Below are 23,448 nucleotides of genomic sequence, written 5' to 3' on the forward strand. Positions count from 1 at the left end.
GCGCTCGGCGTGTGCGGCCCAAAGGTGCGCATTGGCCGCATTCCAGTTAACATTCACTAACTAATGTTCCCCGCGGGCCGCCTCTGCAGGCGCCGCCCGCGTCGAGGCTTCGCCGCCGGGGTTCGGTTCCACATCAAGGAGGATGGATGGACATCAAGGGTACTGTCGCGCTGATCACGGGCGGGGCCTCCGGTCTCGGAGCGGCCACGGCCAGGCGCCTGTTCGACGCCGGCGCGTCGGTGGTCCTCGTGGACCTGCCGGGTTCCGCCGGGGACGCCTTTGCCGCCGAACTGACYGCATCCGCCGCTGCCGGCGCCGGAGAAGCTGCTGCCGGAGGCGGCCGCAGGGCCGTCTTTGTCCCGGCCGACGTCACGGACGAGGCGCAGGTGCAGGCCGCCGTCGACGCCGCCTCAGCATTGGGCCCGCTGCGCATCGTGGTCAACTGCGCGGGGATCGCCACCCCCGGCAAGGTCCTGGGCCGCGGCGGCGTCCTCCCGCTGGAGGCCTTCAACCGCGTCATCCAGATCAACCTCGTGGGCACCTTCAACGTGATCCGCCTCGCCGCGGCCGCCATGGCAGCCACCGAGCCCGCCGCCACGGAACTCGGCGGCCCCGAACGTGGCGTCATCATCAACACCGCCTCCGTTGCCGCGTTCGACGGGCAGATCGGCCAGCCCGCCTACGCYGCCTCCAAGGGCGCCGTCGCCGCTATGACGCTGCCGATTGCCCGCGAACTCGCGCGCTCGCTGATCCGGGTGGTCACCATCGCGCCGGGCATCTTCGAGACTCCCATGATGGCCGGCCTGCCCCAGGAGGCGCAGGACTCCCTGGGCCAGCAGGTGCCGCACCCCTCACGGCTGGGCCGCCCGGCCGAATACGCGAACCTCGCCGCGCACATTGTGGAGAACGCCATGCTCAACGGCGAGACAATCCGCCTCGACGGTGCCATCCGCATGGGCCCGAAATGACCGGGTCTGAGATGGCCGCTGCCGAAGTGACCGCGACAGGGCCGGCCGCCACGGCGGCCCCGGCCGCACCGACAGTGGCCGCACCCTCTGTGGCGGGGCTGCCCACGGCGGACTTCTTCGACTACGAAGCCCTGCTCAGCACGGCGGAGCGGGCCAAGCTGGCGCAGCTGCGCGAGTTCCTGGCCGTCGAGGTTGCCCCGTTCGCCACGGACTGGTGGAACAAGGCCGAATTCCCGGCCCACATCCTGCCCAAGCTGGCCGCCTTGGAGCTCAGCGCCCCGGCCCAGCGCGGCTACAGCAACCTGTTCGCCGGGATCGTCATCGCCGAGATGACCCGGGTGGACACCTCGCTCGCCACCTTCTTCCTGGTCCACCATGACCTCTTCGTGGAGTCTCTCTACGGCTTCGGCTCCGAGGGGCAGAAGGCGCGCCTGCTCGAGGACGCGGCAAGCCTGCGCACCACCGGTGCCTTTGCCCTCACCGAACCGGACCACGGCTCGGACGTTGCCGGCGGCATGGAAACCCGGGCCCGCCGGGTCCCCGGCGGCGCGGCCGGCGGCGGCGACATCTGGGTCCTCAACGGCGCCAAGCGCTGGATCGGCAACGGCACGTTTTGCGACTACATGCTGGTCTGGGCCCGGGACGAGGCCGACGGCGGCATCCGCGGCTTCATCGTCGACGCCACCTTGCCGGGCGTGAGCCGGAGCCGGATCGAGAACAAGATTGCCCTGCGCACGGTGCAGAACGCGGACATCGTCTTCACCGACGTCCGGGTGGCCGAAACGGACCGCTTCGCCGGAATCAGCAGCTTCGAGGACACCAATGAGCTCCTGCGCGGTTCCCGGATCATGGTGGCCTGGCAGGGTGTGGGGCAGCAGCTCGCGGCGTTCGACGTCGCCCGGCAGTACGCCGTCGAACGCCAGCAGTTCGGCCGCCCGCTGGCAAAGTTCCAGCTGGTCCAGCAGCAGCTGGTCACCATGCTCGGCAACGCCGTGGCCAGCATGGGCATGATGGTCCGGATCGCCCAGCTGCAGGACGCCGGCGCCGCGGACATGCCGCAGGTGGCCCTCGCCAAGTCCTATGTCAGCGCCCGGATGCGCGAAACCGTCGCGATGGGCCGGTCCCTGCTGGGCGGCAACGGGATCGTCACCGACTACCGGATGGCCAAGATCTTCTCCGACGCCGAGGCGATCTACACCTACGAGGGCTCGTTCGAGATCAACACCCTGATCACGGGCCGCGCCGTCACCGGGGTGTCCGCGATCGTCTAGAAGACGGCTTGACCGTTTAGACCCGTTTAGAAGAGGCCGGGTTCCTTCTCGCCGGCCTCAATCTTCACATCAAGGCTGTTGTTCCGCACCGGCATGGGGCAGGTGCCGTACGGGGTGAAGGCGCTGGGGTAGTTGATGGCCCGGTTGAAGTCCAGGATCACGGTATTGTCCGGGCGGGGTTTTGCGGTGGACACCTTCCGCCACTCGTCCGTACTTTCCCCATTGGTCTCGTCGTGGAACGTCACCGTCAGGGCACCGAGCTTCTCCTCCTCGGCCTGCAGGTGGATCTCGTGGTCCGCGCCGGGAAGCCGGAAGACCAGCTCGCCGACCGAGCGGTGGACCCCGTCCACGAGCGGGTTGGCCGTGCCGATCGGGACATCCACAGGCTCGGGGTAGGGCACGAACCGGGCCTCGATGACCAGGTCCGGGCGGAAGCCGAAGGTGGGCACGCCATCGAACTCCGTGAACACCGGCGACTGGGAGTCGCGGGTGCGGATGGCGTACTTGTCCGCCCGCATGGCGAGCTCCACCACCACCTGGCGGCCGTCGTCGCCGCCGTACCGGACCCACATCAGTGATTCCTCGTCGGCGAGCACGGCGCTGATGGTCCCGTCCACGGGTTCGCCGGTTTCGACGAGGGTCAGACCGTCGGACGCGACGGCCGTGAGGAACGCCGCGGTGCCGTCCGTGGACCAGAGGCCGGGGGCGAGCTCGACGGCGGCCGGCTCGCCTTCCAGCCACTGGAAGGAGGTCAGCGTGAGCCAGCCGTGCTCGCTGGCGAGGGCCGTGTTGCGGCTGTTCCGGAAGCGTTGCCAGCGGGCCAGCTGCGGGTTCTGCACTGCATCAGGCGTGGGCTTCGAGCCAGTCCCGGGTTCAGGGGCGGTCATGGGCACCTCCAAGGGGTTTCAGCTGGTGGCGGGTGGGGTGTTGAGGCTGGCCGCAACGAGCTGGGCGGCAGTAGTTCCGGCTGCGGCGGCCGCGGCCGGGTCGCCGTCGAGCACCCCGCTTGCCAGGCCGCCGTCGAGTACCAGGGTCAGGCTGCGGGCGAGCTGGTCCGGGTCCCGGGCGCCCGCGCGCGCGGCGAGGTCCCGGATCCAGGCGCGGATCTGCCGCTTGTGGGCCACGGTCCGGTCGTGGACCCGGGTACCGGCGGCCGACTCGGCGGCCGCGTTGATGAAAGCGCAGCCGCGGTAGCCGTCGCGCCGGCAGGCGGCTGTCAGGGCATCGAACAGGCCCACGAGCTGCGCGGCCGGGTCCTCGCCGGCGGCCTCGGCGGCGGCGTGCAGCTGCCCGGTCCAGGCGCTGTCCACCTTCTCCAGGTAGGCCAGCATGAGGTCGTCCTTGGCCGGAAAGTACTTATAGAACGTGGCTTTCGCGACGCCGGACTCGGCGATGATGGTGTCGATGCCGGCGGCCCGGAAACCCTGCGCGTAGAAGAGCCGGAAGGCAGTCGCCAGGATCTTCTCCCTGGCATGCCCGGCGGGGGTGCGGGCAGCCGGGGCGGCAGTGGCTGCTGGCGAGGTCATGGCTCAATCGTACACAGACAAGTCTGTCTACGCCGCAATGTCATTCGCGTTGTACCTCGTCAATGACGTCCCGCCGGCCCGCCCCCGCCTGATCCGGCGGCTACGGGCGGGCGGCCAGACCCCGCACGAGCAGCCGCCAGACCTCGCGCAGCTCGGCCCCGATGGCGGGGTCCGACCATTCCGAAGCGTGCAGCGGGTGGTGGAACCGCGCCGTGGCGTGCAGGACGGCGCGGCCGGCCGGCACCGGATCCGGGACGGCGAATTCGCCGCTGCTGACGCCGTCGGCAATGATCTCGGTGAGCGCTGCGGCCAGGTGGTCAACGTGGGCCGCCACCACTTCCCGCGCCTCGGCGGTCAGCTGGCCGAACGTGGCAAACAGCTCCGGATCGTTCAGCGCCATACCCTGCTTGATGGCCGCGAGGCGTTCGAGCCAGCGGAGCAGGCGTTCCGCGGCAGGGCCGTCCGTATCGCGGGCGGGATCCAGCGGCTCCGCGAGGCGGTCCAGCCAGCGCCGGGCCACCGCGTCCCGCAGCGCCACCTTTGTGGGGAAGTGCCGGTACACGCTGCCGTGGCTGACGCCCAGGGCCTTCGCGACGTCAACCACCGTGGCCTTGGCCGGCCCAAAGCGCCGCAGCACGTCTTCCGCGGCGTCGAGGATGCGCTCTTCCGTCAGGACGACGGCGGCAGGGGTCACCGGCGTTCGCTGTCGAGCATGGCCATCTGGCCTGCGTCGTAGCGCGTGCCCGCGGCGGCGTCGGCCGGGACGGCGGCCTCGATCTCCGCGAGGTCCGCGCCGGAGAGGACCAGTTCGGCTGCTCCCAGCGATTCGGTGAGCCGCTCGCGGCGGCGCGCGCCGACGAGGGGCACGATGTCCTCGCCGCGGGAGAGGACCCAGGCGATGGCGAGCTGGGCGACGGTCGCGCCCTTGCGGTCCGCGATGCCGCGGAGCCGTTCGACGAGCTCGAGGTTCCGCTGCAGGTTCTCGCCGGAGAACCGGGGCAGGTGGGCCCGGAAGTCGCGCCGGTTCCCAGTTCCGGCGGCCGGCCAGTGGCCGGAAACCAGGCCGCGGGACAGCACGCCGTATGCCGTGATGCCGATGGCCAGCTCCCGGGCCACCGGCAGGATGTCCTGCTCGATGCCACGGGAGAGGAGGGAGTACTCGATCTGGAGGTCGGAGACCGGGTGGACGGCGTTGGCGCGGCGCAGGGTGTCGGCGCCGACCTCCGAGAGGCCGATGTGGCGGATCAGGCCCTGTTGCACGAGCTCGGCCAGTGCTCCCACGGTTTCTTCCACCGGAACGGACGGATCCAGGCGGGCCGGCCGGTAGATGTCCACGTAGTCGGTGCCGAGGCGCCGGAGGGTGTAGGCCAGGAAGTTCTTGATGGCCACCGGACGGGTGTCCACGCCGTTCCATCCGCCCCGGGCATCGCGCAGGACGCCGAACTTCACGCTGATCTGGGCGTTCTCGCGCCGGCGGCCGCGGATCGCCTCGCGCAGCAGCATTTCGTTGTGGCCCATGCCGTAGAAGTCGCCGGTGTCCAGCAGGGTCACGCCGGCGTCGAGGGCGGCCTGGATCGTGGCGACGCTCTCGGCGTCGTCGGCGGGGCCGTAAAGATCGGACATGCCCATCAGGCCGAGGCCGATGGCGGCGGTGCTGGGGCCGGTGGAGCCCAGGGTGCGGGGGGTGCCGAGAGTGGAAGTTGTCATGCGATGACCATACAACAATCAGCTGACAGATTTCAATCTTTGTCAGCTGAGATGGGGTGGACGGGGCGTCGGCATGCTCTTATTGCCGTAGACAGGTCTGTCTGATAGCGTCATGCCCACACGTAGACGAACCTGTCTACTACACGACTTCAGAATGAGGACGCCATGAAGATTGCAGTACTGGGAACCGGCATGGTGGGGCGCACGATTGCCGGCGCACTGGCAGGGCTGGGGCACGACGTCGTGATCGGCACCCGCGACCCGCAGGCGACGCTCGCCCGGACCGAGCCGGACATGATGGGCACCGCGCCGTTCGCCGAGTGGCACGCCGCAAACGCCGGAGTCGACGTCGCCGCCTTTGCTGACGCGGCATCCGGCGCCGAGCTGATCGTCAATGCCACCAACGGCGCCGGCTCGCTGGCCGCGCTGGCCGCAGCGGGGACCCCGAACCTCGCCGGCAAGATCATCATGGACATCGCCAACCCGCTGGACTTCTCGCAGGGCATGCCGCCGTCGCTGAACCCGGTGAACACGGACAGCCTCGGCGAAGAGATCCAGCGGTCCTTCCCGGAGGCCAAGGTGGTGAAGACGCTGAACACCATGACCGCGTCCGTGATGGTCGATCCGGCCCGGGTGGCCGGCGGTGACCACACGGTGTTCGTCTCCGGGGACGACGCCGGCGCCAAGGCGGCCGTGACGGAACTCCTCAAGGGCTTCGGCCACCGCGACGTGATCGATCTCGGCGACATCGCGAGTGCCCGCGGGGCGGAAATGATCCTGCCGATCTGGCTGCGGATCTGGGGCGCGCTGGGAACCGGAGAGTTCAACTTCAAGATCGCGCGCTAACCCCCTCACCCGCCAAGCCCGCAGCAGGGGCCGTTCTGGGCGCTCAGAACGGCTCCTGCTGCGAACTGGTTGGGGTCCCGGGGGAGGGACGTCGGGGCGGCGCGGCGGGGCCTGACACTATCTGAGACGGAATTCCAGCAGGGAGTGCCTGCGGGTAACATCCCATGGGAAGAAGTAATCGGGCTCACAGTATCCAGCGCAGTGTACGAGCCAAGTCGACCCCTCGAAAGATAGTTTCCATGGCTGACACTGCAATGCATTCCGACACCGATCTTGCCGCCGAACTCCGGGCTGATGTCCGCCGGGTCTCCACCCTCCTCGGCGAATCCCTGGTCCGCCAGCACGGCCCCGAGCTCCTGGACCTGGTGGAGCAGGTGCGCCTGCTGACCAAGGAATCCAAGGAAGCCGCCCGCGGCGGCGCCGACGCTACAGGGCCGTGGAGCTCGTACGACGTCGTCGCCCAGGTCCGTGAACTGCTCGGTTCCCTGCCGCTGGAGCAGGCCACCGACCTGGTCCGCGCCTTCGCGTTCTACTTCCACCTGGCGAACGCCGCCGAGCAGGTCCACCGGGTCCGCGGGCTGCGCACCCGGCAGGAGAAGGACGGCTGGCTCGCCAAGGCCGTGGAGGAGATCGCGGACCAGGCCGGCAACTCCGTGCTGCAGGAAGTCGTCAATGAACTCGACGTCCGCCCCATCTTCACCGCACACCCCACCGAGGCCTCCCGCCGCTCCGTGCTGGACAAAATCCGCCGGCTCTCGGACATCCTGTCCGAATCCACGGCGGAGGGCACCTCCGCGCGCCGCCGCCAGGACCGCCACCTGTCCGAAGTGATCGACCAGATGTGGCAGACGGACGAGCTCCGCCAGGTCCGGCCCACCCCCGTGGACGAGGCCCGGAACGCCATCTATTACCTCACCGGCATCCTTAGCGACGCCATGCCGGAAATGCTCTCGGACCTCTCCGAGCTGCTTGCCGAGCACGGCGTCACGCTGCCGCCACAGAAGGCCCCGATCCGCTTCGGCTCCTGGATCGGCGGGGACCGCGACGGCAACCCCAACGTCACCGCCGCCGTCACCCGCGAAATCCTCCAGATCCAGAACCAGCACGCCGTTCGGATCAGCATCGGCCTGATCGACGGGCTCATCTCCATCCTGTCCAACTCGACTGCGCTGGCCGGGGCGGACCAGGAGCTCCTGGACTCGATCGACGTCGACCTGGGGAACCTGCCTGGCCTGGACCGCCGCGTCCTCGAGCTGAACGCTCAGGAGCCCTACCGGCTCAAACTCACCTGCATCAAGGCCAAGCTGATCAACACCGGCCGCCGGGTCGCGGCCGGATCCGCGCACGAGCCCGGCCGCGACTACACCGCCACCGCGGAGCTCCTCGCCGAGCTCGGCCTGCTCGAACGGTCGCTGCGGAACCACCACGCGGCCCTCGCCGCCGACGGCGCACYGTCCCGGGTCCGCCGCGCCATCGCCTCCTTCGGCCTGCACCTGGCCACCCTCGACATCCGCGAGCACGCCGACCACCACCACGACGCCGTCGGGCAGCTCATGGACCGCCTTGGCGGGCCCGGTGTCCGGTACGCGGAACTCAGCCGCGCCGAGCGGCTCGAGGTGCTGGGCTCCGAACTTGCGTCCCGGCGCCCGCTCTCCGGCCACCCGATCAAGCTCGACGGCGTCGCCGACGGCACCTACGACGTCTTCCGGGAGATCCGGCGGGCCCTGCGCACCTACGGCCCCGACGTGATCGAGACCTACATCATCTCCATGACCCGCGGCGCGGACGACGTCCTGGCCGCGGCCGTGCTGGCCCGCGAGGCCGGCCTGGTCAGCCTGTTCGGCGAGGCGCCCTACGCCAAGATCGGCTTCGCGCCGCTGCTGGAGACAGTCGACGAACTCCGCGCCTCGGCCGAGATCGTGGACCGGCTGCTCTCCGATGCCTCCTACCGCGAGCTCGTCCGGCTCCGCGGCGACGTGCAGGAAATCATGCTCGGCTACTCGGACTCCAACAAGGAATCCGGCGTCATGACGAGCCAGTGGGAAATCTACAAGACCCAGCGCAAGCTCCGCGACGTGGCCGCCAAGCACGGCGTCCGTGTGCGCCTCTTCCACGGCCGCGGTGGCTCGGTGGGCCGCGGCGGCGGGCCGACCTACGATGCCATCATGGCCCAGCCCAACGGCGTGCTCGAGGGCGAGATCAAGTTCACCGAGCAGGGCGAGGTCATCTCGGACAAGTACTCCCTGCCGGAGCTGGCCCGCGAAAACCTCGAACTCTCCCTGGCCGCGGTACTGCAGGGCTCGGCCCTGCACCGCACCCCGCGCACCTCGGAGGACCAGCGCGTGCGCTACGGCCACGTCATGGAAACCGTCTCCGACGCCGCGTTTGCGCGCTACCGCACGCTGATTGATGACCCGGATCTGCCCGCCTACTTCATGGCTTCCACCCCGGTGGAGCAGCTGGGTTCCCTCAACATCGGATCCCGTCCGTCCAAGCGCCCCGACTCCGGCGCCGGGCTCGAAGGGCTCCGCGCCATCCCGTGGGTGTTCGGCTGGACACAGTCGCGGCAGATCGTGCCGGGCTGGTTCGGCGTGGGCTCCGGCCTCAAAGCCGCGCGCGAGGCCGGTAACTCGGCCCAGCTCAAGGAGATGATCGAGGGCTGGCACTTCTTCCGCTCGGTGCTCTCCAATGTTGAGATGACCCTGGCGAAGACGGACATGGACATTGCCGGCTACTACGTCTCCACCCTGGTGCCGGCGGAACTGCACCACCTGTTCCGTGCCATCCGGGCCGAATATGATCTCACGGTCGAGGAGATCCAGAACCTCACCGGCGAGCACGTGATCCTCGATGCCCAGCCCACCTTGAAGCGCTCCCTCGAGATCCGGGACCAGTACCTCGACCCCATCAGCTACCTGCAGGTGGAACTGCTGCGCCGCGTCCGGGCCGAGGCCGCGGCGGGCATGACGGGGGCCGAGATCGACGAACGGCTCCAGCGGGCCATGCTGATCACGGTCAACGGAGTCGCCGCCGGGCTGCGCAACACCGGGTAGCCTGCACCTCGGCCCAGACGCTCCCTCAGATCCTGCGGTTCTTCCCCGGACGCTCCCTCTCCCGGTGAGGGAGCGTTGGGGTTTTGGGTGCGGAAGGTGAGGGAGCGTTGGGGTTTTGGGTGCGGAAGGTGAGGGAGCGTGGCGGCGCGGCTAGGGTTGTTCCATGCCGTCGTTCCAGACCAGACTGAAGATCACCGGGCTCAAGCCGGGCACCGCTCCCGAAACCGTCATGGCCGCGGCCATCGATGCGCTTGGGACGCGGCACCACGTCGAATCGCACCAGCTTGAGCTCGCCGGCGGCGTACCGCAGCTGAACCTGCGCTTCCTGGTCGAGGCCACCGCCTACAGCGCCGAAAACAGCCAGGCGCTGGAGTCGGCAGCCATGATGCGCGACGCCGTCGAACGCGTTGCGCTCACCGGCGCGCTGACCGTGCTGCGCCGCAGCCGCGGCCGCTGGGCGCCCGTCTAAAAGTCCAGTTCCTCGTCCGGGTCGATCACGGCGGACTCCACGGGGGAGGGGTTGCCCCGGCGCCGCGTCACGATCACGCCCACGACCGCTCCGACCAGCAGCCCGACGCCGACGCCGATCAGGGAGCTCGCCCAGAAGGGCAGCCCGGTGGCGGAGCCCATGAAATAGCCCAGTGCCACGGACCAGGTTGCCCAGAGCAGGCCGCCGAGGGCCGCGCAGAGGCTGAACCCGCGGGTGGAGACGTTGGCGATGCCCGCCGCGGCCGTCGTGGCAAGCCGCCCGCCGGGGATGAAGCGGAGGCCGATGATCGCGCCGTAGGTGGAGGACCGGCCGGCTTTCGCGATCGCCGAATGCACCGCCGCGTGGAACCCCAGGCCCCATTTCCAGCGGTCGAGCACGTGGCTCAGCCGGCGCTTGAACAGCTGGAAGACGAGAAGGTCACCCAGCCATGAGGACGCGGCGGCGAGGAGCACGACGAGGAAGCCGTTGATGCGGCCCTCGGCTGACAGTGCGCCGCCGGTGATGACCAGCATTTCCGAGGGGACGGGCGGGAAAATCGCATCGCCGATCACGAAGGGGAAGATCCAGAAATAGATCGCGGCGCCCCAGCTGTCCGCATTTCCGAAGTCCATGGGCACAAGGTACCGCACTTCCAGCCGCTAGCGTGCCTCGCTGAGTTCCAGTCTGCTGCGGTATTCCACCGGGCTCCCGGAGATGGGGTCCACGAAGCGGATCCCGCGGGCCAGGAGCTGCAGCGGCTTGGCGTAATTGTCCGGAGCCTTGTCCAGCAGTTCCGGGTAGAACGCATCGTTGACGATCCCGAGGCCCAGCGAGGCCATGTGCACGCGGAGCTGGTGGGTCTTCCCGGAGTGCGGCTCCAGCCGGTACAGCGCGCGGCGGTGCGGGCCGCCGTCGACGTCGGGTGCGCTGTCGGGTGCGTCACCGTCGGGTGCGCCGGAAGCGTCAAACGTGCGCAGACGCTCGATCCGGGTTTCCGCGTTGGGTTCGCCGTCGACGACCTCGGCCAGCAGGTAGCTGCGGGACTTGGTCATCCGGTTCCGCACCACCACAGGGAAGTCCACCGGGGGATGGCCCGGAGCGGGCTCCGCGGCGGACACACACTCGTATTCCTTCTGGACCTGGCGCTTTTCGAAGAGCACCTGGTATTTGCCCCGGGTCTCGGGGTTCGTGGAGAGCAGCAGGATGCCGGCGGTCATGCGGTCCAGACGGTGCATGGGAATCAGGTCCGGGAGGCCGAGCTGGTTCCGGAGCCGAACCAAGGCCGATTCCTGGATGTAGGTCCCGCCGGGGGTGGTGGGCAGGAAGTGCGGCTTGTCCACCACCAGCAGGTGATCGTCCTGGTGCAGAATGTTCAGCTCCACCGGGATCCGGGTCTCCGGCGGCAGGGTCCGGTAGTACCAGATGAACGTGTGGTCCTGCATCGGCGTGGTGCGGTCCAGGGCGATCCCTGCCTCGCCGACGATCTCGCCGGCGTCGAACCGGTCCTCGATGCCCTGCGGATCGATGTGCCCCCAGCGGTGCATCATGTAGTCCAGCGCGGTCTCCCAGGGACCCTCGTCCGGCAGGCGCAGACGCGTCGCGTTGACGCCGTCGCGCACGGGAAGGGGGGATTGCATCACCCGACCATTCTACGGGCCCGGCCTCCAGCGCCCCTGCGCAGTGCTGCCGCGACCGCCGCCGCGATCCCGCCCCCGCGACCCGCCCCCGCGACCCGGCCCTGCACCGCCCCGCGCCCCCGCCGCCGCGACCCGCCCCCGCGACCCGCCCCGCGAGTTCCAGTTCGCCGGACCCGTGCCAGGTCGCCGGAAACGTACGGCGACCGCGGACGCTTCCGGCGAACTCGCCATGCGTCGCCGAGCTGTGCCCGTCACGCCCCGCGCGCTGCCGGCGTCCGTGTCCCTCGCCTACCCGCCGTCCCCTCCCGCGGGGGCCCGTGCGCGAGTTCGCCGGACCCGTGCCAGGTCGCCGGACCCGTGCCAGGTCGCCGGAAACATGCGGCGACCTCGGACGCTTCCGGCGAATTCGCGATGCCGCCGCCACCCCTCCCTTGCGCCCGTCCAACCCCAGCCCCGACCCGCGGCGGCCGCCCTGAGCTCCAGTTCGCTGGACCCGTGTCAGGTCGCCGGAAACATACGGCGACCTCGGACGCTTCCGGCGAACTCGCGATGCCACCCCCGCCCTGCGCCCGTTACACCCCCGCCGTGCGGGTCCCTCGCCTTCCCGCAGCCACCGCCCGCAGTCCTCTCCCGCCGCGGGCCCGAGCTCCAGTTCGCCGGACCCGTGCCAAGTCGCCGGAAACATACGGCGACCTCGGAGGCTTCCGGCGACCTCGCGATGCGCCGCCGACCTGTGCCCGTCACGCCCCGCGCGCTGCCGCCGCCCGACTCCCTCGCCTACTCGCCGTCCCCTCCCGCCCGCCGTCCTCTCCCGCCGCGGGCCCGAGCTTCAGTTCGCTGGAGTCGTGCCAGGTCGCCGGAAACATCCGGCGACCTCGGACGCTTCCGGCGACCTCGCCATGCGCCGCCGCCCGCATACGAGCGCCGACGAGAAAAAAGTTCTTGACAAATAAAATTGTCGGCGGTCAGACTGGAAGCATGTTGGACATCGGAGTGATTGAGGATCCGGCCGCGGCGGAGGCCTCGCTGGACCCGATCCGGACGCGGATCCTGCGCGAACTGGCCGAGCCCGGATCTGCGACGCAGCTCGCCGCGAGGGTGGGCCTGCCGCGGCAGAAGGTGAACTACCATCTCAAAGCGCTCGAGCGGCATGGGCTCGTCGAGCTCGTCGAGGAGCGGCGGCGCGGCAACGTGACCGAACGCATTCTGCGGGCGACGGCGGCGTCGTACCTGATTTCGCCGGCGGCGCTGGCCTCGGTGGCGCCGGACCCGCACCGGTTCTCGGACCGCTCTTCTGCCTTCTGGCTGCTGGCACTCGCTGCCCGCATGGTCCAGGAGATGGGGCAGCTGATCGCCGGAGCGGCCGCGGCCCGGCAGAAACTCGCCACCTTTGCCATCGACGGCGAGATCACCTTCCGTTCGGCGGCGGACCGGGCGGCCTTCGCCGAGGAGCTCGGCGTCGCCGTGACCAGGCTCGTGGACAAATTCCACGACGGCGGTGACCTCCCCTCAGGTTCCCCATCAGGTTCCCCGGCAGATCCGCAGGCAGGTTCCCAGGCAGGTCGCCGGCCGGAGGGACGCAAGCACCGCCTGGTCGTCGCGCTGCACCCGGCGCTCAAGGCGCCGCAGCTGAAGGCAGCGCACCCAGACCCACAAACAGCAACCCCACAAACAACCCCACAAGCCAAGGAGCAGGACAATGACTGACCAACGGAAATTCGAAATCGTCTACGACACTGAACTGCCCGGTACCCCGGAACGGGTGTGGGAGGCCGTCACCAAGGACACCCCGGCCTGGATGTTCCCCACGGACCAATGGCCGGCGGTCCGGACCGTGGACGAATACCCCACCCGTCTGGTGTCCCGGATGGACGGTCCGGATGGCTGGTTCAACCAGCTGGAGCACGTCCTGGAAGCGCTCGACGGTGGCCGGGCACGGCTGCACTATGTGCACAGCGGCATCTTTGCGGACAACTGGGATGAGCAGTACGACGGCGCCAGCAAGCACACGGCGTTCTATCTGAACACCCTGGGCCAGTACCTGAAGTACTTCGACGGCAAGCCCGTGGTCTTCGCGGACATCCAGGCACCCGCGGCTTCGCAGACCCCGGACGGCTTCGACCGGCTCAAGCGGGCCCTGGGCGTCGACACTGCCGCTCCGGGGGAGACGGTGGAACTGGAGCTCGACGGCGTCGGGCCGCTGGCCGGCGAAGTGGACTTCGCCAACGAGAACTTCCTCGGCCTGCGGACCGCGGACACGATGTACCGCTTCTTCGGGCGCAACGCCTTCGGCGCGCCGGTGGGCATGACCGTGCACGACTTCAGCGGCAGCGGGGACGCCGGGGCGACGGCGAAGGCCTGGGCCGGGTTCCTGACGAAGGTCTACGCCTGATCCCGCGACGCGCATCCTGCCTGGCGATGCCCTGAACGTTCGAGTTCGCCGGAACGGGCCGAAGTCGCCGGAATGGTCCGGCGACTTCGGACGTTTCCGGCGACCTCGAGGCGCGGGAAAGAAAGGGCGTCGCGGGACGGGCCTGTGCGCGACTCGGTTCAGGCGATGGCCGCGGCCGGCGGGGACGACAGGTTGCGCCGCAGCTGCGGGGAGGCCTCCAGCCGGTCCTGCGCCGAACGCAATGCCAGCACGGCCGTCTCCAGCTGCTCCGGTGGCAGCGTGAACGGCAACCGCAAGTACTGCTCAAACGCGCCGCCGACGCCGAACCGGGGGCCGGCGGCGAGCCGGATCCCGACGTCGGGGGCCAGCACCGCCAGTGCCGTGCTGATCGGCGCCGGGAGTCGGCACCAGACGGACAGGCCGCCGACGGGCCATTCGGGCTCCCAACCGGGCAGGTGCTCCCGAATCAGTTCCACCAGTTTGTGCCGGTTCCCGCGCAGCGCGGCCAGCCTGTCGGGGAGCGGCTCCGTCATGGCATTGACCAGATGCGCCCCGGCGAGCTGCTCCACCACCGGCCCGCCCAGGTCCAGGGTGGTGCGGGCAGCGGCGAAACGCTGAATGAGGGGCTCGCTGGCGCGGATCCAGCCGGTGCGCAGCCCTGCCCAGTGCGACTTGCTGAGGGAACCGAGGGAGACCACCGCCGGGCTGAAAGCGGCCATGGGGGTCGAGGCGGCGCCGTCGAGGTTCAACTCGCGCAGCGTCTCGTCCACCACCAGCACAGTGCCCGACGCCGCGGCCGCCTTCACGAGCCGGCGCCGCTGGGAATCGGGCATGAGCCGGCCGGTGGGGTTGTGGAAGTCCGGCACCACGTATGCCATCGCGGGCCGCTGCTGGAGCAGCGCCGTTTCCATGGCCTCGAGGTCCCAGCCGCCTGCGCCGTTGTGGGCAAGGCCGTTACCGCCTGGGCTGTGGAGACGGCCGCCGTGGACTGCGCCGTTATGGCCTGTGCCGCCGGGTGTTGCGGCAGGCATGGCCACCGGGACCGGTCGGCAGCCCGCAGCCCGGATCGCGTCGAGGGCGTTCGGGTAGCTCGGATGCTCCACCAGCACCTTGGTCCCGGACCGCCCGGCCAATGTGCGGAGCACAATGTTCAGCGCGTGCTGGGCGCCGGAGGTGACCAGGACCTGCGCGGCCGTTGTCGGGACCCCGGCGGCGGTGTACCGGGCCGCAATGGCTTCCCGGAGCGGGCCCACGCCCAGGGCGTCGTAGCCGAAGCCAGGCAGCAGGGCCGGCAATTCGGTCAGGGCCGCGGCAAACGCCCGGTGCACCACTTCGCCGCTCGCGGGCAGGGAGGCGTAAGCCAGGTCCAGGATCCCGTCCGGCACCGCCAGGCCGGGCGCGCCACTTAGCCGCAGGGCTCCGTCGTGGCCGCCGGCATGCAAGGGCCCCTGGCTTGGGATGCAGCTCCGGCTCCGACTGCCCTGGCCGCTGCTGAGGAAACCCTGCTCTCGCAGCAGGGCGTAGGCCGCCGTCACCGTGGTGCGGCTGATGCCAAGGGCCGCTGCCAGCGAGCGCTCGCTCGGCAGGGCGACGTCCAGGGCTACGCGGCCGTCGAGGATGAGCAGGCGGACGACGTCGGCCAGCTCGCGGTAAGCGGGGGCGGCACCGACGTTCCACTCGCCCAGCAGGCGGGCCAGCGACCCCGGAGTCAAAGAGACGGACATAGAGCCAGTATTTCAAACTGGCTATGGATTGCAAGGCCAGTTTTCGTGGAGGATGGAGACCATGTTGACCCGCAGACTCCTCCAGCTCCTGATCGGCCTCGCTCTTTACGGCATTTCCCTCGCCATGGTCATCCGCGCCAGCCTCGGCACGGCGCCGTGGGACGTGCTCCACCAGGGGCTGGCGGCCAGGACCGGGCTCAGCCTCGGCACGGTGGTGGTTGTTGTCAGCTTCCTGGTGCTGCTGCTGTGGATCCCGCTCCGGCAATGGCCCGGCGTCGGAACCCTGTGCAACGCGGTGCTGGTGGGGGTCTTCGCGGACATCGGGCTGGCCCTGATTCCACAGTTTTCGCATCTGGGCGGCCAGATCTGCCTGCTCGTCGGGGCCGTGCTGCTCAACGGCGTCGCCTCCGCCTGCTACATCGGCGCCCGCCTGGGCCCGGGCGCACGGGACGGGCTCATGACGGGCCTCGCCCGGCGAACGGGCTGGCCGGTCCGGGTATGCCGCACCGGCATTGAAGTGGTGGTCCTTGGCGCGGGCTGGCTGCTGGGCGGCTCGATCGGTGTGGGCACGGTGCTGTACGCGTTGGCCATTGGCCCCCTGGTGCAGTTGCTGCTGCCGCGGTTCACCGTTCCGGAAGCGCGTCCGGTACCTGAGGCCGGAACTGAAGCCGCAGGAACTGAAACGTCCGGTTCTGAAACGGAAGCCGCCGCTGCCGTGGCGGCGGTACCGGTGGCGGCGGGCAGCGGCCCGGCCGATTGATTTCCGCGGGTTAATTCCCGCGGGCGCCGTCAGCCGGCGCCTTCTGTCCCGGGGCCCGGCAGGGGCTGGCAGGTGGGGCAGTAGTAGATGTCCCGTTCCTCGGTGAAAGTGCCGGCGCCGTTCTCCTTGCCCAGGACGCCGCGGCGGATCGGAGTACCGCATTTGAGGCACGGCTGGTGCTCGCGCCGGTAAACCCAGTAACCGGGACGCCCGGCGGTGCGGCCCACCGGCACGCCCCGCGCGTTCAGCACGGTGGTCCGCCGGCCCGGCCCGAGGTTGGCGGAGAGCAGGACCTGGGCGTCGGTAATGATGGCGGCCAGATCCGGCACTGCCGAGACGGGCAACGCCGGATGGACTCCCGCGAGGAAGCAGGCCTCGCACCGGTAGATGTTTCCGATCCCCGCGAGCTTGCTCTGGTCCAGCAGGGCGACGCCTATCGGAACGTCCGGAGCCGCGAGCAGCCGGTGTTCGGCCTCGGCCGCGTCCCAGTCAGGGCCCAGCAGGTCCGGGCCGAGGTGCCCCACGATGGTGTCCTCCTGGTCGGTCCGTACCACCTCAAGGATGCCCAGGGAGAACCCGACGGCGTCGGCCGTGGCAGTCCGCAGCACGCAGCGGGCCGTGAAGCCGGGCTTCCGCCAGCGGCCCCCGGGCGGGTAGACCTGCCAGCTGCCATCCATCTTCAGGTGCGAATGGATGGTGAGCCGGTCGCTGGGCGTCGGGCCCTGGACGCGCATCAGCAGGTGCTTGCCGCGGGGCACCACCTCGGCCACGGTCCAGCCGCCGAGTTTCAGGGTGGCGAAGCGCGGGACCCTGAAGTCGGAGGAGACCAGTTCCTTCCCGGCCAGGGCTGCGTGCAGCTGTGCGGCGGCGCGGAAGACCGAATCGCCCTCAGGCACGGATCCTCAGTCCCTTGGGGGTGGAATAGGCCCCGGCCTGGGCGAGGGCGGCCGCCACCGGGGTGTCCAGGATGCCGTGGCCGTTGACCTTTTCCATGATCAGCTTGTCCACCGCGCCGCGGGTCACCACACCCACCAGGGCCGTGCCGGCCGCGGCCAGGACGTCGGGGTCGTCGATGAACGCGAGCAGGGTCTTGCCGCCGCGCTCGACATAAAGCGCCAGGGCGCCGTCGACCAGGACCACGAGGGCGCCGGCCTTCCGGCCCGGGCGGTGGCCGGTGCCGGCGTCGACGTTGAGCGCAGGCCACGGCAGTGCGGCGCCGTACGGGTTGGCGGGGTCTGTCGCGGCGAGGGCCAGGGCCACCGGTTCTGCCTTGTGCAACTCGGCGTCCTCGACGTAGGACCGCAGCCGGTCCACCGTGGCCGGGACGGCGAACTGCGCCGCGCCGAGGTGTTCGATGAAGTAGCCGCGGCGGCAGCGTCCGGCTTCCTCGAGCCGGGCCAGGACCTTGTACATCAGGCCGAAGCCGCCGAGGATGTTTTCTGCCATGACCGAGCCGCGGGTGACCACGCCATAGCGGTCCAGGAGCAGCTCCGCAGTGGCCCGGGCATGGATGGTGGGATCGAGCTCCGGGGAGGGCAGCGCGGACCAGCGTCCCGCGGCGAGCGGGGGAGCGGGCGCGGTGCCGGTCACGGATCCGTACCGGCCGCCGGTGAGTCCCGGTGATCCGAGCAGGCCGGTGCCGTGCGCCCGTCCGAGCCGGCTGAGCCGCGGCGCGCGGGCCCGCGGGGCGCGCCCCACCTGCCGGTGCGCGGTGTGCCCGCCGGCGATCAGGGCCCTGACGGGGGCGAACGTGTCGCCGGTAATCCGGCCCGCCCAGGCGAGATCCCAGAGTGCTGCCACCACGTCCTGGTCGCTGAGCACCGAATCCATGCCGCCGGCAACCTCGGTCAGCTGCCGGAAGAAGTAGCCGCCGCCGTTGTTCTGCAGGTGCTCGAGGAGCCGTCGCTGCGCGTCGCCGGGTTCGAAGTCGATGGACGGGTTCAGCGTCAGTTCGGCCGAATCGGCGAGGTGCAGGCTCACCCAGCCGTCGTTGCCCGGCAGCGAGCCGGCACCGGACCAAAGGACCTCGCCCGCGGCCATGAGCTCGTCCAGCATGGCCGGCTGGTAGTTGGAGACGCGGCTGGCCAGGACAAGCGGCTCCCATGCCGAGGCCGGAATGGGCACGCCGGAGAGCTGGTCGATGGCCGTGACAATGCCGTCCAGGCCGCGGAGCGCGGACTGCCCGCGGCCGCCCGGGGTCCGCACGTTCTGCCAGGCGGGAAGGAATCGGCCGTAGGCGGCGGCGTCCACCGGTTCGACTTCGGCGCGGAGCGCGGCGAGGGAACGGCGGCGCAGTCTGCGGAGGACTTCGGCGTCGCACCATTCGCTCACGCTGGCCGGAGGCAAAACAGTGGGCAAAACGGCGGGCTGGAACGCCTCCTCGCCGGATCCCTCCACCCCGGATTCTTCACCGCCGGCTGCCGTGCTGGCTGACGTGCCCGCCGGTGGCGCAGCGTGCGGGCGGAACTCTCCTTCCACCACGCGCCCGTCCGCGGCCAGCCGCTTCAGTGCCGTGCCGACGACGGCGACGCCCAGTCCCAGCCGCGCCGCGGCCTCGGCGGCGGTGAAGGGCCCGTGCGTGCGGGCGTAGCGCGAGACGAGGTCGCCGAGGGGGTCCGCGACCGGTTCGATGAAGGCCAGCGGCACACCCATGGGCAGCGGCACGCCGAGGGCATCCCGGAGCCGGGCGGCATCCTCGACGGCCGCGAAGCGTTCGATGCCGCCGATGTTGACCTTGATCGCCCGGTTGGCCCGCTGCAGTGCGGTGAGGTGGGTGGCGGCGTCGGCCTCCGTTGCCGGGGTCTCGACAGGCAGGCCCCCCTGGCCGGTCTGGTCAGTCCCGGCGGTCCCGGCAGCCTCGCTTCCCTGGGCTGGGGCCGCCACCGGCTCCAGTCGGGCGGCGACCTCGTCCGGCGAGAGCGGACCGAGGAGGCGCAGGAGGTCCGCGACGCCCTCCAGCCCGCGCACCTGTCGGTCGCGGGCCAGCCGCTGCAGTTCGCGCTCGGTGGCCTCGATGACCTTCGCATCCAGCAGTTCGCGCAGCTCAACGCGGCCCATGAGCTCGTTGAGCAGGGTGGAATCGAGGGCCAGGGCGGCGGCCCGGCGCTCCGCCAGCGGGGAGTCGCCTTCGTAGAGGAACTGGGCCACGTAGCCAAAGAGCAAGGACTTCGCGAACGGGGAGGGCTGCTGGGTGGTGGTCTGGACGATCCTGAGCTCGCGGCGCTCGACGGACGCGGCGATGTCCTTCAGCGCCGGAAGGTCGTAGACATCCTGCAGGCACTCGCGGACCGTCTCGAGGACAATCGGGAACGTCGGGTACTTCCGGGCAACATCCAGCAGCTGCGCAGAACGCTGCCGCTGCTGCCACAAGGGTTGCCGCTTGCCGGGATTCTGCCGGGGCAGGAGCAACGCGCGGGCCGCGCACTCGCGGAACCGGGAGGCGAACAGGGCGCTCCCGCCGACCTCCGCCGTCACGATCTGCTCGATTTCCTCCGGGTCGAACAGAAACAACTCGGCGCCCGGCGGCTCATCCTCCATCATGGGCACGCGCAGCACGATGCCGTCGTCGGCGGCCATGGCCGAGCCGTCCATCCCGTAGCGCTGCTGCAGGCGCTGGCCCACGGCCAGGGCCCACGGTGCGTGCACGGGCATGCCGAAGGGGCTGTGCAGCACCACGCGCCAGTCGCCAAGCTCGTCATGGAAGCGTTCCACCACGAGGGTCGTGTCGCTCGGGACCACCTCGGTGGCGAGCCGTTGTTCGGCGAGGTACTGGATCAGGTTGTTCGCGGCGTAATCGTCCAGTCCGCTGGCCTTGCACCGCTCGGTGGCCGGCCCGACGTCGGACGCCGCCAGTTCGCGCATAAACGCGCCGAGGGCGCGGCCCAGGTCCACCGGCCGGCCCAGGGAGTCGCCCTTCCAGAAGGGGAGCTTGCCGGGCTGGCCGAACGCCGGCGAGACCAGGACACGGTCGTGCGTGATGTCCTCGATCTTCCAGCTGGTGGCGCCGAGCGCGAAGATGTCGCCAACCCGGGATTCATAGACCATTTCCTCATCGAGTTCGCCCACCCGGCGCCCGCCCTTGGCCGCGGCGGCGGCCGGGCTGGCTGCCCTGCCGTCCGCACTGGCGCCGCCGGAGGAGCCGCTACCGCCGGTGCCCTCGACTTCGGTGCCGATGATGTAGACGCCGAACAGCCCGCGGTCCGGGATGGTGCCGCCGGAAGTGACGGCGAGCCGCTGCGCGCCGGGCCTGCCCTCGATGGTCCCGGCGTTCCGGTCCCAGATGACCCGGGGGCGCAGTTCGGCGAATTCGTCCGAGGGGTAGCGCCCGGCAAGGAGGTCCAGGGTGGCTTCGAACGCGGAGCGGGGGAGCGAGGCGAACGGCGCCGACCGCCGGACCGTGTTGAACCAGTCCTCCACGTCGATGGCACCGAGGGCAGTGGCGGCGACCGTCTGCTGGGCCAGGATGTCCAGCGGGTTGGCCGGTACGCTCAGCCGCTCGATCTTGCCCGCGAGCATCCGCTCCACGGTGATGGCCGTGTGGACCAGGTCTGCCCGGTGCTTCGGGAACAGGACGCCCTGGGAGACTTCGCCGACCTGGTGGCCGGCGCGGCCCACCCGCTGCAGGCCGCTGGCCACGGAGGGCGGCGACTCGACCTGCACCACCAGGTCCACGGCACCCATGTCGATGCCGAGCTCGAGTGAGGACGTGGCCACGACGCAGCGCAGCCGCCCGGATTTCAGGTCATCTTCGATCAGGGCGCGCTGGTCCTTGGACACGGAGCCGTGGTGGGCGCGGGCCAGCACGGGATCGGCGCCGGCGGTGCTCCCGGCCTGGGCCATCATGTGGGCCGGTGTGGCGGTGGATGTGGGCTGCGCGGCGGCGCGGCCGGACGGCATGCCCCCGCGGCCGGACGGCACCGGACTCGGCACGTCATTCGGTCCGGCGTCGAAGTCCGGGGCGCCGGCGCCAAAGTCCGTCCAGCCGCCGCCGGCTGCCAGGAGCTGGCGTTCGGCGTAGATCTCGTTGAGCCGGGCGGTGAGCCGTTCGGCGAGGCGGCGGGAGTTCGCAAACACGATGGTGGACTGGTTGGCGAGCACCAGGTCCACGATCTTTTCCTCCACATGCGGCCAGATGGAGGCCTGGGGCTGCAGCCCGGAGGCCGGACCGGAGTCGAAGGCCCCGGCGGCGCCCTGGAGATCGGACATGTCCTCCACCGGGACGGAGACAGTCAGGTCCCAGTTCTTCCGTGACGGAGGGGCGACAATTTCCACCGGCGCCGAGCCGGCGAGGAACTGCGCCACCAGCTCCTTGGGTTCCACGGTGGCCGACAGCCCGATCCGCTGGGCGGGCTTGGGCAGCAGCGCGTCCAGCCGTTCCAGCGATACTGCCAGATGCGCCCCGCGCTTGGTGCCGGCGACGGCGTGGACCTCGTCGACGATGATCGTGTCCACTTCGCTGAGGGTTTCGCGGGCCTTCGACGTCAGCATCAGGAAGAGCGATTCCGGGGTGGTGATGAGGATATCGGGCGGGTGGCTGAGCAGCGAGCGGCGGTCCGACGCCGTCGTGTCCCCGGACCGGACGCCCACGGTAATGAGCGGGGCCGGCAGGTCCAGGCGTTTGGCGGTCTGCGTGATGCCGATCAGCGGCGCGCGGAGGTTGCGTTCGACGTCGACGCCGAGAGCCTTGAGCGGGGATATGTACAGCACACGGGTCTTGCGCTGGGGTGCCTTGCCTCGAGCAGGCTTCCGGCGCCCGCCCTTGGCCGCCGGGTCCAGGCCGGGCAGGGCGTCGGGCTCTGCGGGCGCGGAGACAAGCAACCGGTCCAGCGCCCAGAGGAACGCGGCGAGCGTCTTGCCGGAGCCGGTGGGTGCGACGACGAGGGCGTGCGCACCGGAGGAGATGGCATTCCAGGCGCCGTTCTGGGCCGGTGTGGGCGCGGAAAAAGCGCCCAGGAACCAGTCCCGGGTCGGCCGGCTGAACCGGTCCATGGCGTCGGCCGCGAGTGTGCCGCCGGCGAGCTCCTGCCCCTTCATTCCTCCATCATGCCCTACCCCGCCGACACTATTGGCCGGGCCACATCATGGGGCGGCGGGTCCCGCGGGGGCCAGGTGCCCCGGGACGGGTGGGAGCGCAGACGCGCTGGATCAGAGACGCGGGGGACGGGTGTTACTTGGGCTGGAAGGCACCGATGGTCAGCAGGTTGATCTCCGTGTTGGTGCAGGCGTCCAGTTGCTGCGGAATGAACAGCGACGCGGTGTCGTTGGGCGGGTAGACCCGGAATCCTGCCGCCGGTGTCTTGGTGCAGTCCGGGTAGTTGGCGGCCTGGGTGTAGCGCAGGGTGGCTGTGCCGGCCTTGCCCGGGGCAAGCGTGACGTCGGTGACCGGGCCCGAGTCGTCGCGGGTGGCGGCGGCGCCGATCGGCTCACCGTCGGCCCCTGCCGTGAGGGAGACGCCCGCGAAGCCCTTCAGCAGGCACGGTTCGGTGCCGGAGTTGGTCAGGATCAGCTGCATGTAGATGCTGCCGGCCGCGCCGCCGCCCGTGGCGTCGGTGGTGCCGGTCAGGCTTGCGGCCTTGCACAGCTGGGGGCCGCCCTTGGCGGTGGACGGTGCGGCGGCCGCGGAGGATTCCGGCGCGGCAGCGGACGTCGCGGGCGGCTGGCTGGTTTCCGTGGCAGACGGGCTGGGCGGGGACGTGGCCGACTGGGCCTGCGTCGAGCTGCCCCCGCAGCCGCTGAATAGGAGGGCCGCCGCGGCAGCCGTTGTCACAACCAGTGCGTGCTTCATTCGCTGAGACCTCATGGCTCAACCATTATCCCCGCCGTTGCCTTAGTCAACGATGCCACTGCGACGGAGCCCGATTGATGTCCGGATTGTGATTTCCCGGCATAGGCCGAGGTCAACTGCGCCGCGTGCTCTATTCCGCAGCCGGCGAGCAGCTGCCCTAGTTGTACTGCCCAGGGACGTTGGTTCGGTGAATGTGATGACTCGCTGGAGTCGTTGACCTAAAGGTGAGGACCTCCGGTTGCACAGTGGAGTTGCTTAGACAACCGCTGCAGCGACCAGGAGGTCCTCAATGTCTCACGCTAATGCCGCTT

Annotated in this window: 18 protein-coding genes; 8 read left to right on the forward strand and 10 right to left on the reverse strand. The window is 70.2% G+C overall.

Going from position 1 to position 23,448, the window contains the following annotated elements:
• Positions 1-146 precede the first annotated feature (146 nt).
• Positions 147-968 carry an SDR family NAD(P)-dependent oxidoreductase gene (locus AC1DHX_RS03570; protein WP_476860089.1) on the forward strand — a complete coding sequence of 274 codons (822 nt, stop codon included), beginning with the start codon at positions 147-149 and terminating at the stop codon, positions 966-968.
• A complete protein-coding gene (locus AC1DHX_RS03575) occupies positions 965-2,239 on the forward strand; it encodes an acyl-CoA dehydrogenase family protein (protein WP_476860090.1) in 1,275 nt (424 codons plus the stop codon). Before AC1DHX_RS03570 ends, AC1DHX_RS03575 begins: the two co-directional genes overlap by 4 nt.
• A 26-nt stretch (positions 2,240-2,265) precedes the next feature.
• Here the strand turns inward: AC1DHX_RS03575 and AC1DHX_RS03580 are convergent, their stop codons facing one another.
• From AC1DHX_RS03580 to AC1DHX_RS03595, 4 genes are all read right to left on the reverse strand, one after another.
• A complete protein-coding gene (locus AC1DHX_RS03580) occupies positions 2,266-3,126 on the reverse strand; it encodes a DUF1684 domain-containing protein (protein ID WP_476860091.1) in 861 nt (286 codons plus the stop codon).
• Positions 3,127-3,144: 18 nt separating this feature from the next.
• The gene (locus AC1DHX_RS03585) at positions 3,145-3,765 is read right to left on the reverse strand and encodes a TetR/AcrR family transcriptional regulator (RefSeq protein ID WP_476860092.1); all 621 of its coding nucleotides are present in this window, start codon (positions 3,763-3,765) and stop codon (positions 3,145-3,147) included.
• A gap of 100 nt (positions 3,766-3,865) precedes the next feature.
• Positions 3,866-4,459: a TetR/AcrR family transcriptional regulator gene (locus AC1DHX_RS03590; RefSeq protein ID WP_476850574.1), complete on the reverse strand. Its 594-nt coding sequence runs from the start codon at positions 4,457-4,459 to the stop codon at positions 3,866-3,868.
• Entirely contained in the window at positions 4,456-5,472 is a 1,017-nt protein-coding gene (locus AC1DHX_RS03595) for an aldo/keto reductase (RefSeq protein ID WP_476860093.1), read from the reverse strand. The genes AC1DHX_RS03590 and AC1DHX_RS03595 overlap by 4 nt, the downstream gene beginning before the upstream one ends.
• 165 nt (positions 5,473-5,637) lie before the next feature.
• On the opposite strand from AC1DHX_RS03595, the gene AC1DHX_RS03600 reads away from it, so the two are divergent.
• The 3 genes from AC1DHX_RS03600 to AC1DHX_RS03610 all read left to right on the forward strand — a co-directional run bounded on the left by AC1DHX_RS03600 (position 5,638) and on the right by AC1DHX_RS03610 (position 9,840).
• On the forward strand, positions 5,638-6,318 hold the full coding sequence (locus tag AC1DHX_RS03600; protein ID WP_476860094.1) for an NADPH-dependent F420 reductase: 681 nt from the start codon (positions 5,638-5,640) through the stop codon (positions 6,316-6,318).
• Between the two features lie 239 nt (positions 6,319-6,557).
• Complete coding sequence (gene ppc / locus AC1DHX_RS03605; protein WP_476899861.1) at positions 6,558-9,371, forward strand: phosphoenolpyruvate carboxylase; 2,814 nt, start codon at positions 6,558-6,560, stop codon at positions 9,369-9,371.
• Between the two features lie 163 nt (positions 9,372-9,534).
• The gene (locus tag AC1DHX_RS03610) at positions 9,535-9,840 is read left to right on the forward strand and encodes a hypothetical protein (RefSeq protein ID WP_476860095.1); all 306 of its coding nucleotides are present in this window, start codon (positions 9,535-9,537) and stop codon (positions 9,838-9,840) included.
• Here the strand turns inward: AC1DHX_RS03610 and AC1DHX_RS03615 are convergent.
• The gene (locus tag AC1DHX_RS03615) at positions 9,837-10,472 is read right to left on the reverse strand and encodes a DedA family protein (RefSeq protein ID WP_476850577.1); all 636 of its coding nucleotides are present in this window, start codon (positions 10,470-10,472) and stop codon (positions 9,837-9,839) included. The genes AC1DHX_RS03610 and AC1DHX_RS03615 overlap by 4 nt on opposite strands.
• Before the next feature lie 27 nt (positions 10,473-10,499).
• A complete protein-coding gene (locus tag AC1DHX_RS03620; RefSeq protein WP_476860103.1) occupies positions 10,500-11,477 on the reverse strand; it encodes an RluA family pseudouridine synthase in 978 nt (325 codons plus the stop codon).
• Positions 11,478-12,455: 978 nt separating this feature from the next.
• On the opposite strand from AC1DHX_RS03620, the gene AC1DHX_RS03625 reads away from it, so the two are divergent.
• Complete coding sequence (locus AC1DHX_RS03625) at positions 12,456-13,184, forward strand: helix-turn-helix domain-containing protein (RefSeq protein WP_476860096.1); 729 nt, start codon at positions 12,456-12,458, stop codon at positions 13,182-13,184.
• Positions 13,177-13,869 carry an SRPBCC family protein gene (locus AC1DHX_RS03630; RefSeq protein WP_476860097.1) on the forward strand — a complete coding sequence of 231 codons (693 nt, stop codon included), beginning with the start codon at positions 13,177-13,179 and terminating at the stop codon, positions 13,867-13,869. Before AC1DHX_RS03625 ends, AC1DHX_RS03630 begins: the two co-directional genes overlap by 8 nt.
• A gap of 158 nt (positions 13,870-14,027) precedes the next feature.
• Here the strand turns inward: AC1DHX_RS03630 and yczR are convergent, their stop codons facing one another.
• Positions 14,028-15,593: a MocR-like transcription factor YczR gene (yczR, locus tag AC1DHX_RS03635; protein ID WP_476857791.1), complete on the reverse strand. Its 1,566-nt coding sequence runs from the start codon at positions 15,591-15,593 to the stop codon at positions 14,028-14,030.
• 61 nt (positions 15,594-15,654) lie between these two features.
• Between yczR and yczE the strand changes: the two genes are divergently transcribed.
• Positions 15,655-16,353: a membrane protein YczE gene (gene yczE, locus AC1DHX_RS03640; protein WP_476860098.1), complete on the forward strand. Its 699-nt coding sequence runs from the start codon at positions 15,655-15,657 to the stop codon at positions 16,351-16,353.
• Between the two features lie 29 nt (positions 16,354-16,382).
• Here yczE and AC1DHX_RS03645 read toward each other — a convergent pair whose 3' ends face one another.
• The 3 genes from AC1DHX_RS03645 to AC1DHX_RS03655 all read right to left on the reverse strand — a co-directional run bounded on the left by AC1DHX_RS03645 (position 16,383) and on the right by AC1DHX_RS03655 (position 23,137).
• Positions 16,383-17,249: a DNA-formamidopyrimidine glycosylase family protein gene (locus AC1DHX_RS03645; protein ID WP_476860099.1), complete on the reverse strand. Its 867-nt coding sequence runs from the start codon at positions 17,247-17,249 to the stop codon at positions 16,383-16,385.
• Positions 17,242-22,386, reverse strand: a complete 5,145-nt coding sequence (locus AC1DHX_RS03650; protein WP_476860100.1) for an Lhr family helicase — start codon at positions 22,384-22,386, stop codon at positions 17,242-17,244. Before AC1DHX_RS03650 ends, AC1DHX_RS03645 begins: the two co-directional genes overlap by 8 nt.
• A 133-nt stretch (positions 22,387-22,519) precedes the next feature.
• Positions 22,520-23,137 (reverse strand): DUF4232 domain-containing protein, encoded by a 618-nt coding sequence (locus AC1DHX_RS03655; RefSeq protein WP_476850652.1) that lies wholly within the window; start codon positions 23,135-23,137, stop codon positions 22,520-22,522.
• Positions 23,138-23,448 lie beyond the last annotated feature (311 nt).

The sequence above is a fragment of the Arthrobacter sp. 05N33_2 genome, from assembly GCF_056397425.1.

Excerpts from the sequence above, each read along its gene's own strand:
- AC1DHX_RS03575 (WP_476860090.1), top strand. The coding sequence starts at position 965 with ATGACCGGGTCTGAGATGGCCGCTGCCGAAGTGACCGCGACAGGGCCG.
- AC1DHX_RS03580 (WP_476860091.1), bottom strand. The coding sequence starts at position 3,126 with ATGACCGCCCCTGAACCCGGGACTGGCTCGAAGCCCACGCCTGATGCA.
- AC1DHX_RS03585 (WP_476860092.1), bottom strand. The coding sequence starts at position 3,765 with ATGACCTCGCCAGCAGCCACTGCCGCCCCGGCTGCCCGCACCCCCGCC.
- AC1DHX_RS03595 (WP_476860093.1), bottom strand. The coding sequence starts at position 5,472 with ATGACAACTTCCACTCTCGGCACCCCCCGCACCCTGGGCTCCACCGGC.
- AC1DHX_RS03600 (WP_476860094.1), top strand. The coding sequence starts at position 5,638 with ATGAAGATTGCAGTACTGGGAACCGGCATGGTGGGGCGCACGATTGCC.
- AC1DHX_RS03610 (WP_476860095.1), top strand. The coding sequence starts at position 9,535 with ATGCCGTCGTTCCAGACCAGACTGAAGATCACCGGGCTCAAGCCGGGC.
- AC1DHX_RS03615 (WP_476850577.1), bottom strand. The coding sequence starts at position 10,472 with ATGGACTTCGGAAATGCGGACAGCTGGGGCGCCGCGATCTATTTCTGG.
- AC1DHX_RS03620 (WP_476860103.1), bottom strand. The coding sequence starts at position 11,477 with ATGCAATCCCCCCTTCCCGTGCGCGACGGCGTCAACGCGACGCGTCTG.
- AC1DHX_RS03625 (WP_476860096.1), top strand. The coding sequence starts at position 12,456 with ATGTTGGACATCGGAGTGATTGAGGATCCGGCCGCGGCGGAGGCCTCG.
- AC1DHX_RS03630 (WP_476860097.1), top strand. The coding sequence starts at position 13,177 with ATGACTGACCAACGGAAATTCGAAATCGTCTACGACACTGAACTGCCC.
- yczR (WP_476857791.1), bottom strand. The coding sequence starts at position 15,593 with ATGTCCGTCTCTTTGACTCCGGGGTCGCTGGCCCGCCTGCTGGGCGAG.
- yczE (WP_476860098.1), top strand. The coding sequence starts at position 15,655 with ATGTTGACCCGCAGACTCCTCCAGCTCCTGATCGGCCTCGCTCTTTAC.
- AC1DHX_RS03650 (WP_476860100.1), bottom strand. The coding sequence starts at position 22,386 with ATGAAGGGGCAGGAGCTCGCCGGCGGCACACTCGCGGCCGACGCCATG.
- AC1DHX_RS03655 (WP_476850652.1), bottom strand. The coding sequence starts at position 23,137 with ATGAAGCACGCACTGGTTGTGACAACGGCTGCCGCGGCGGCCCTCCTA.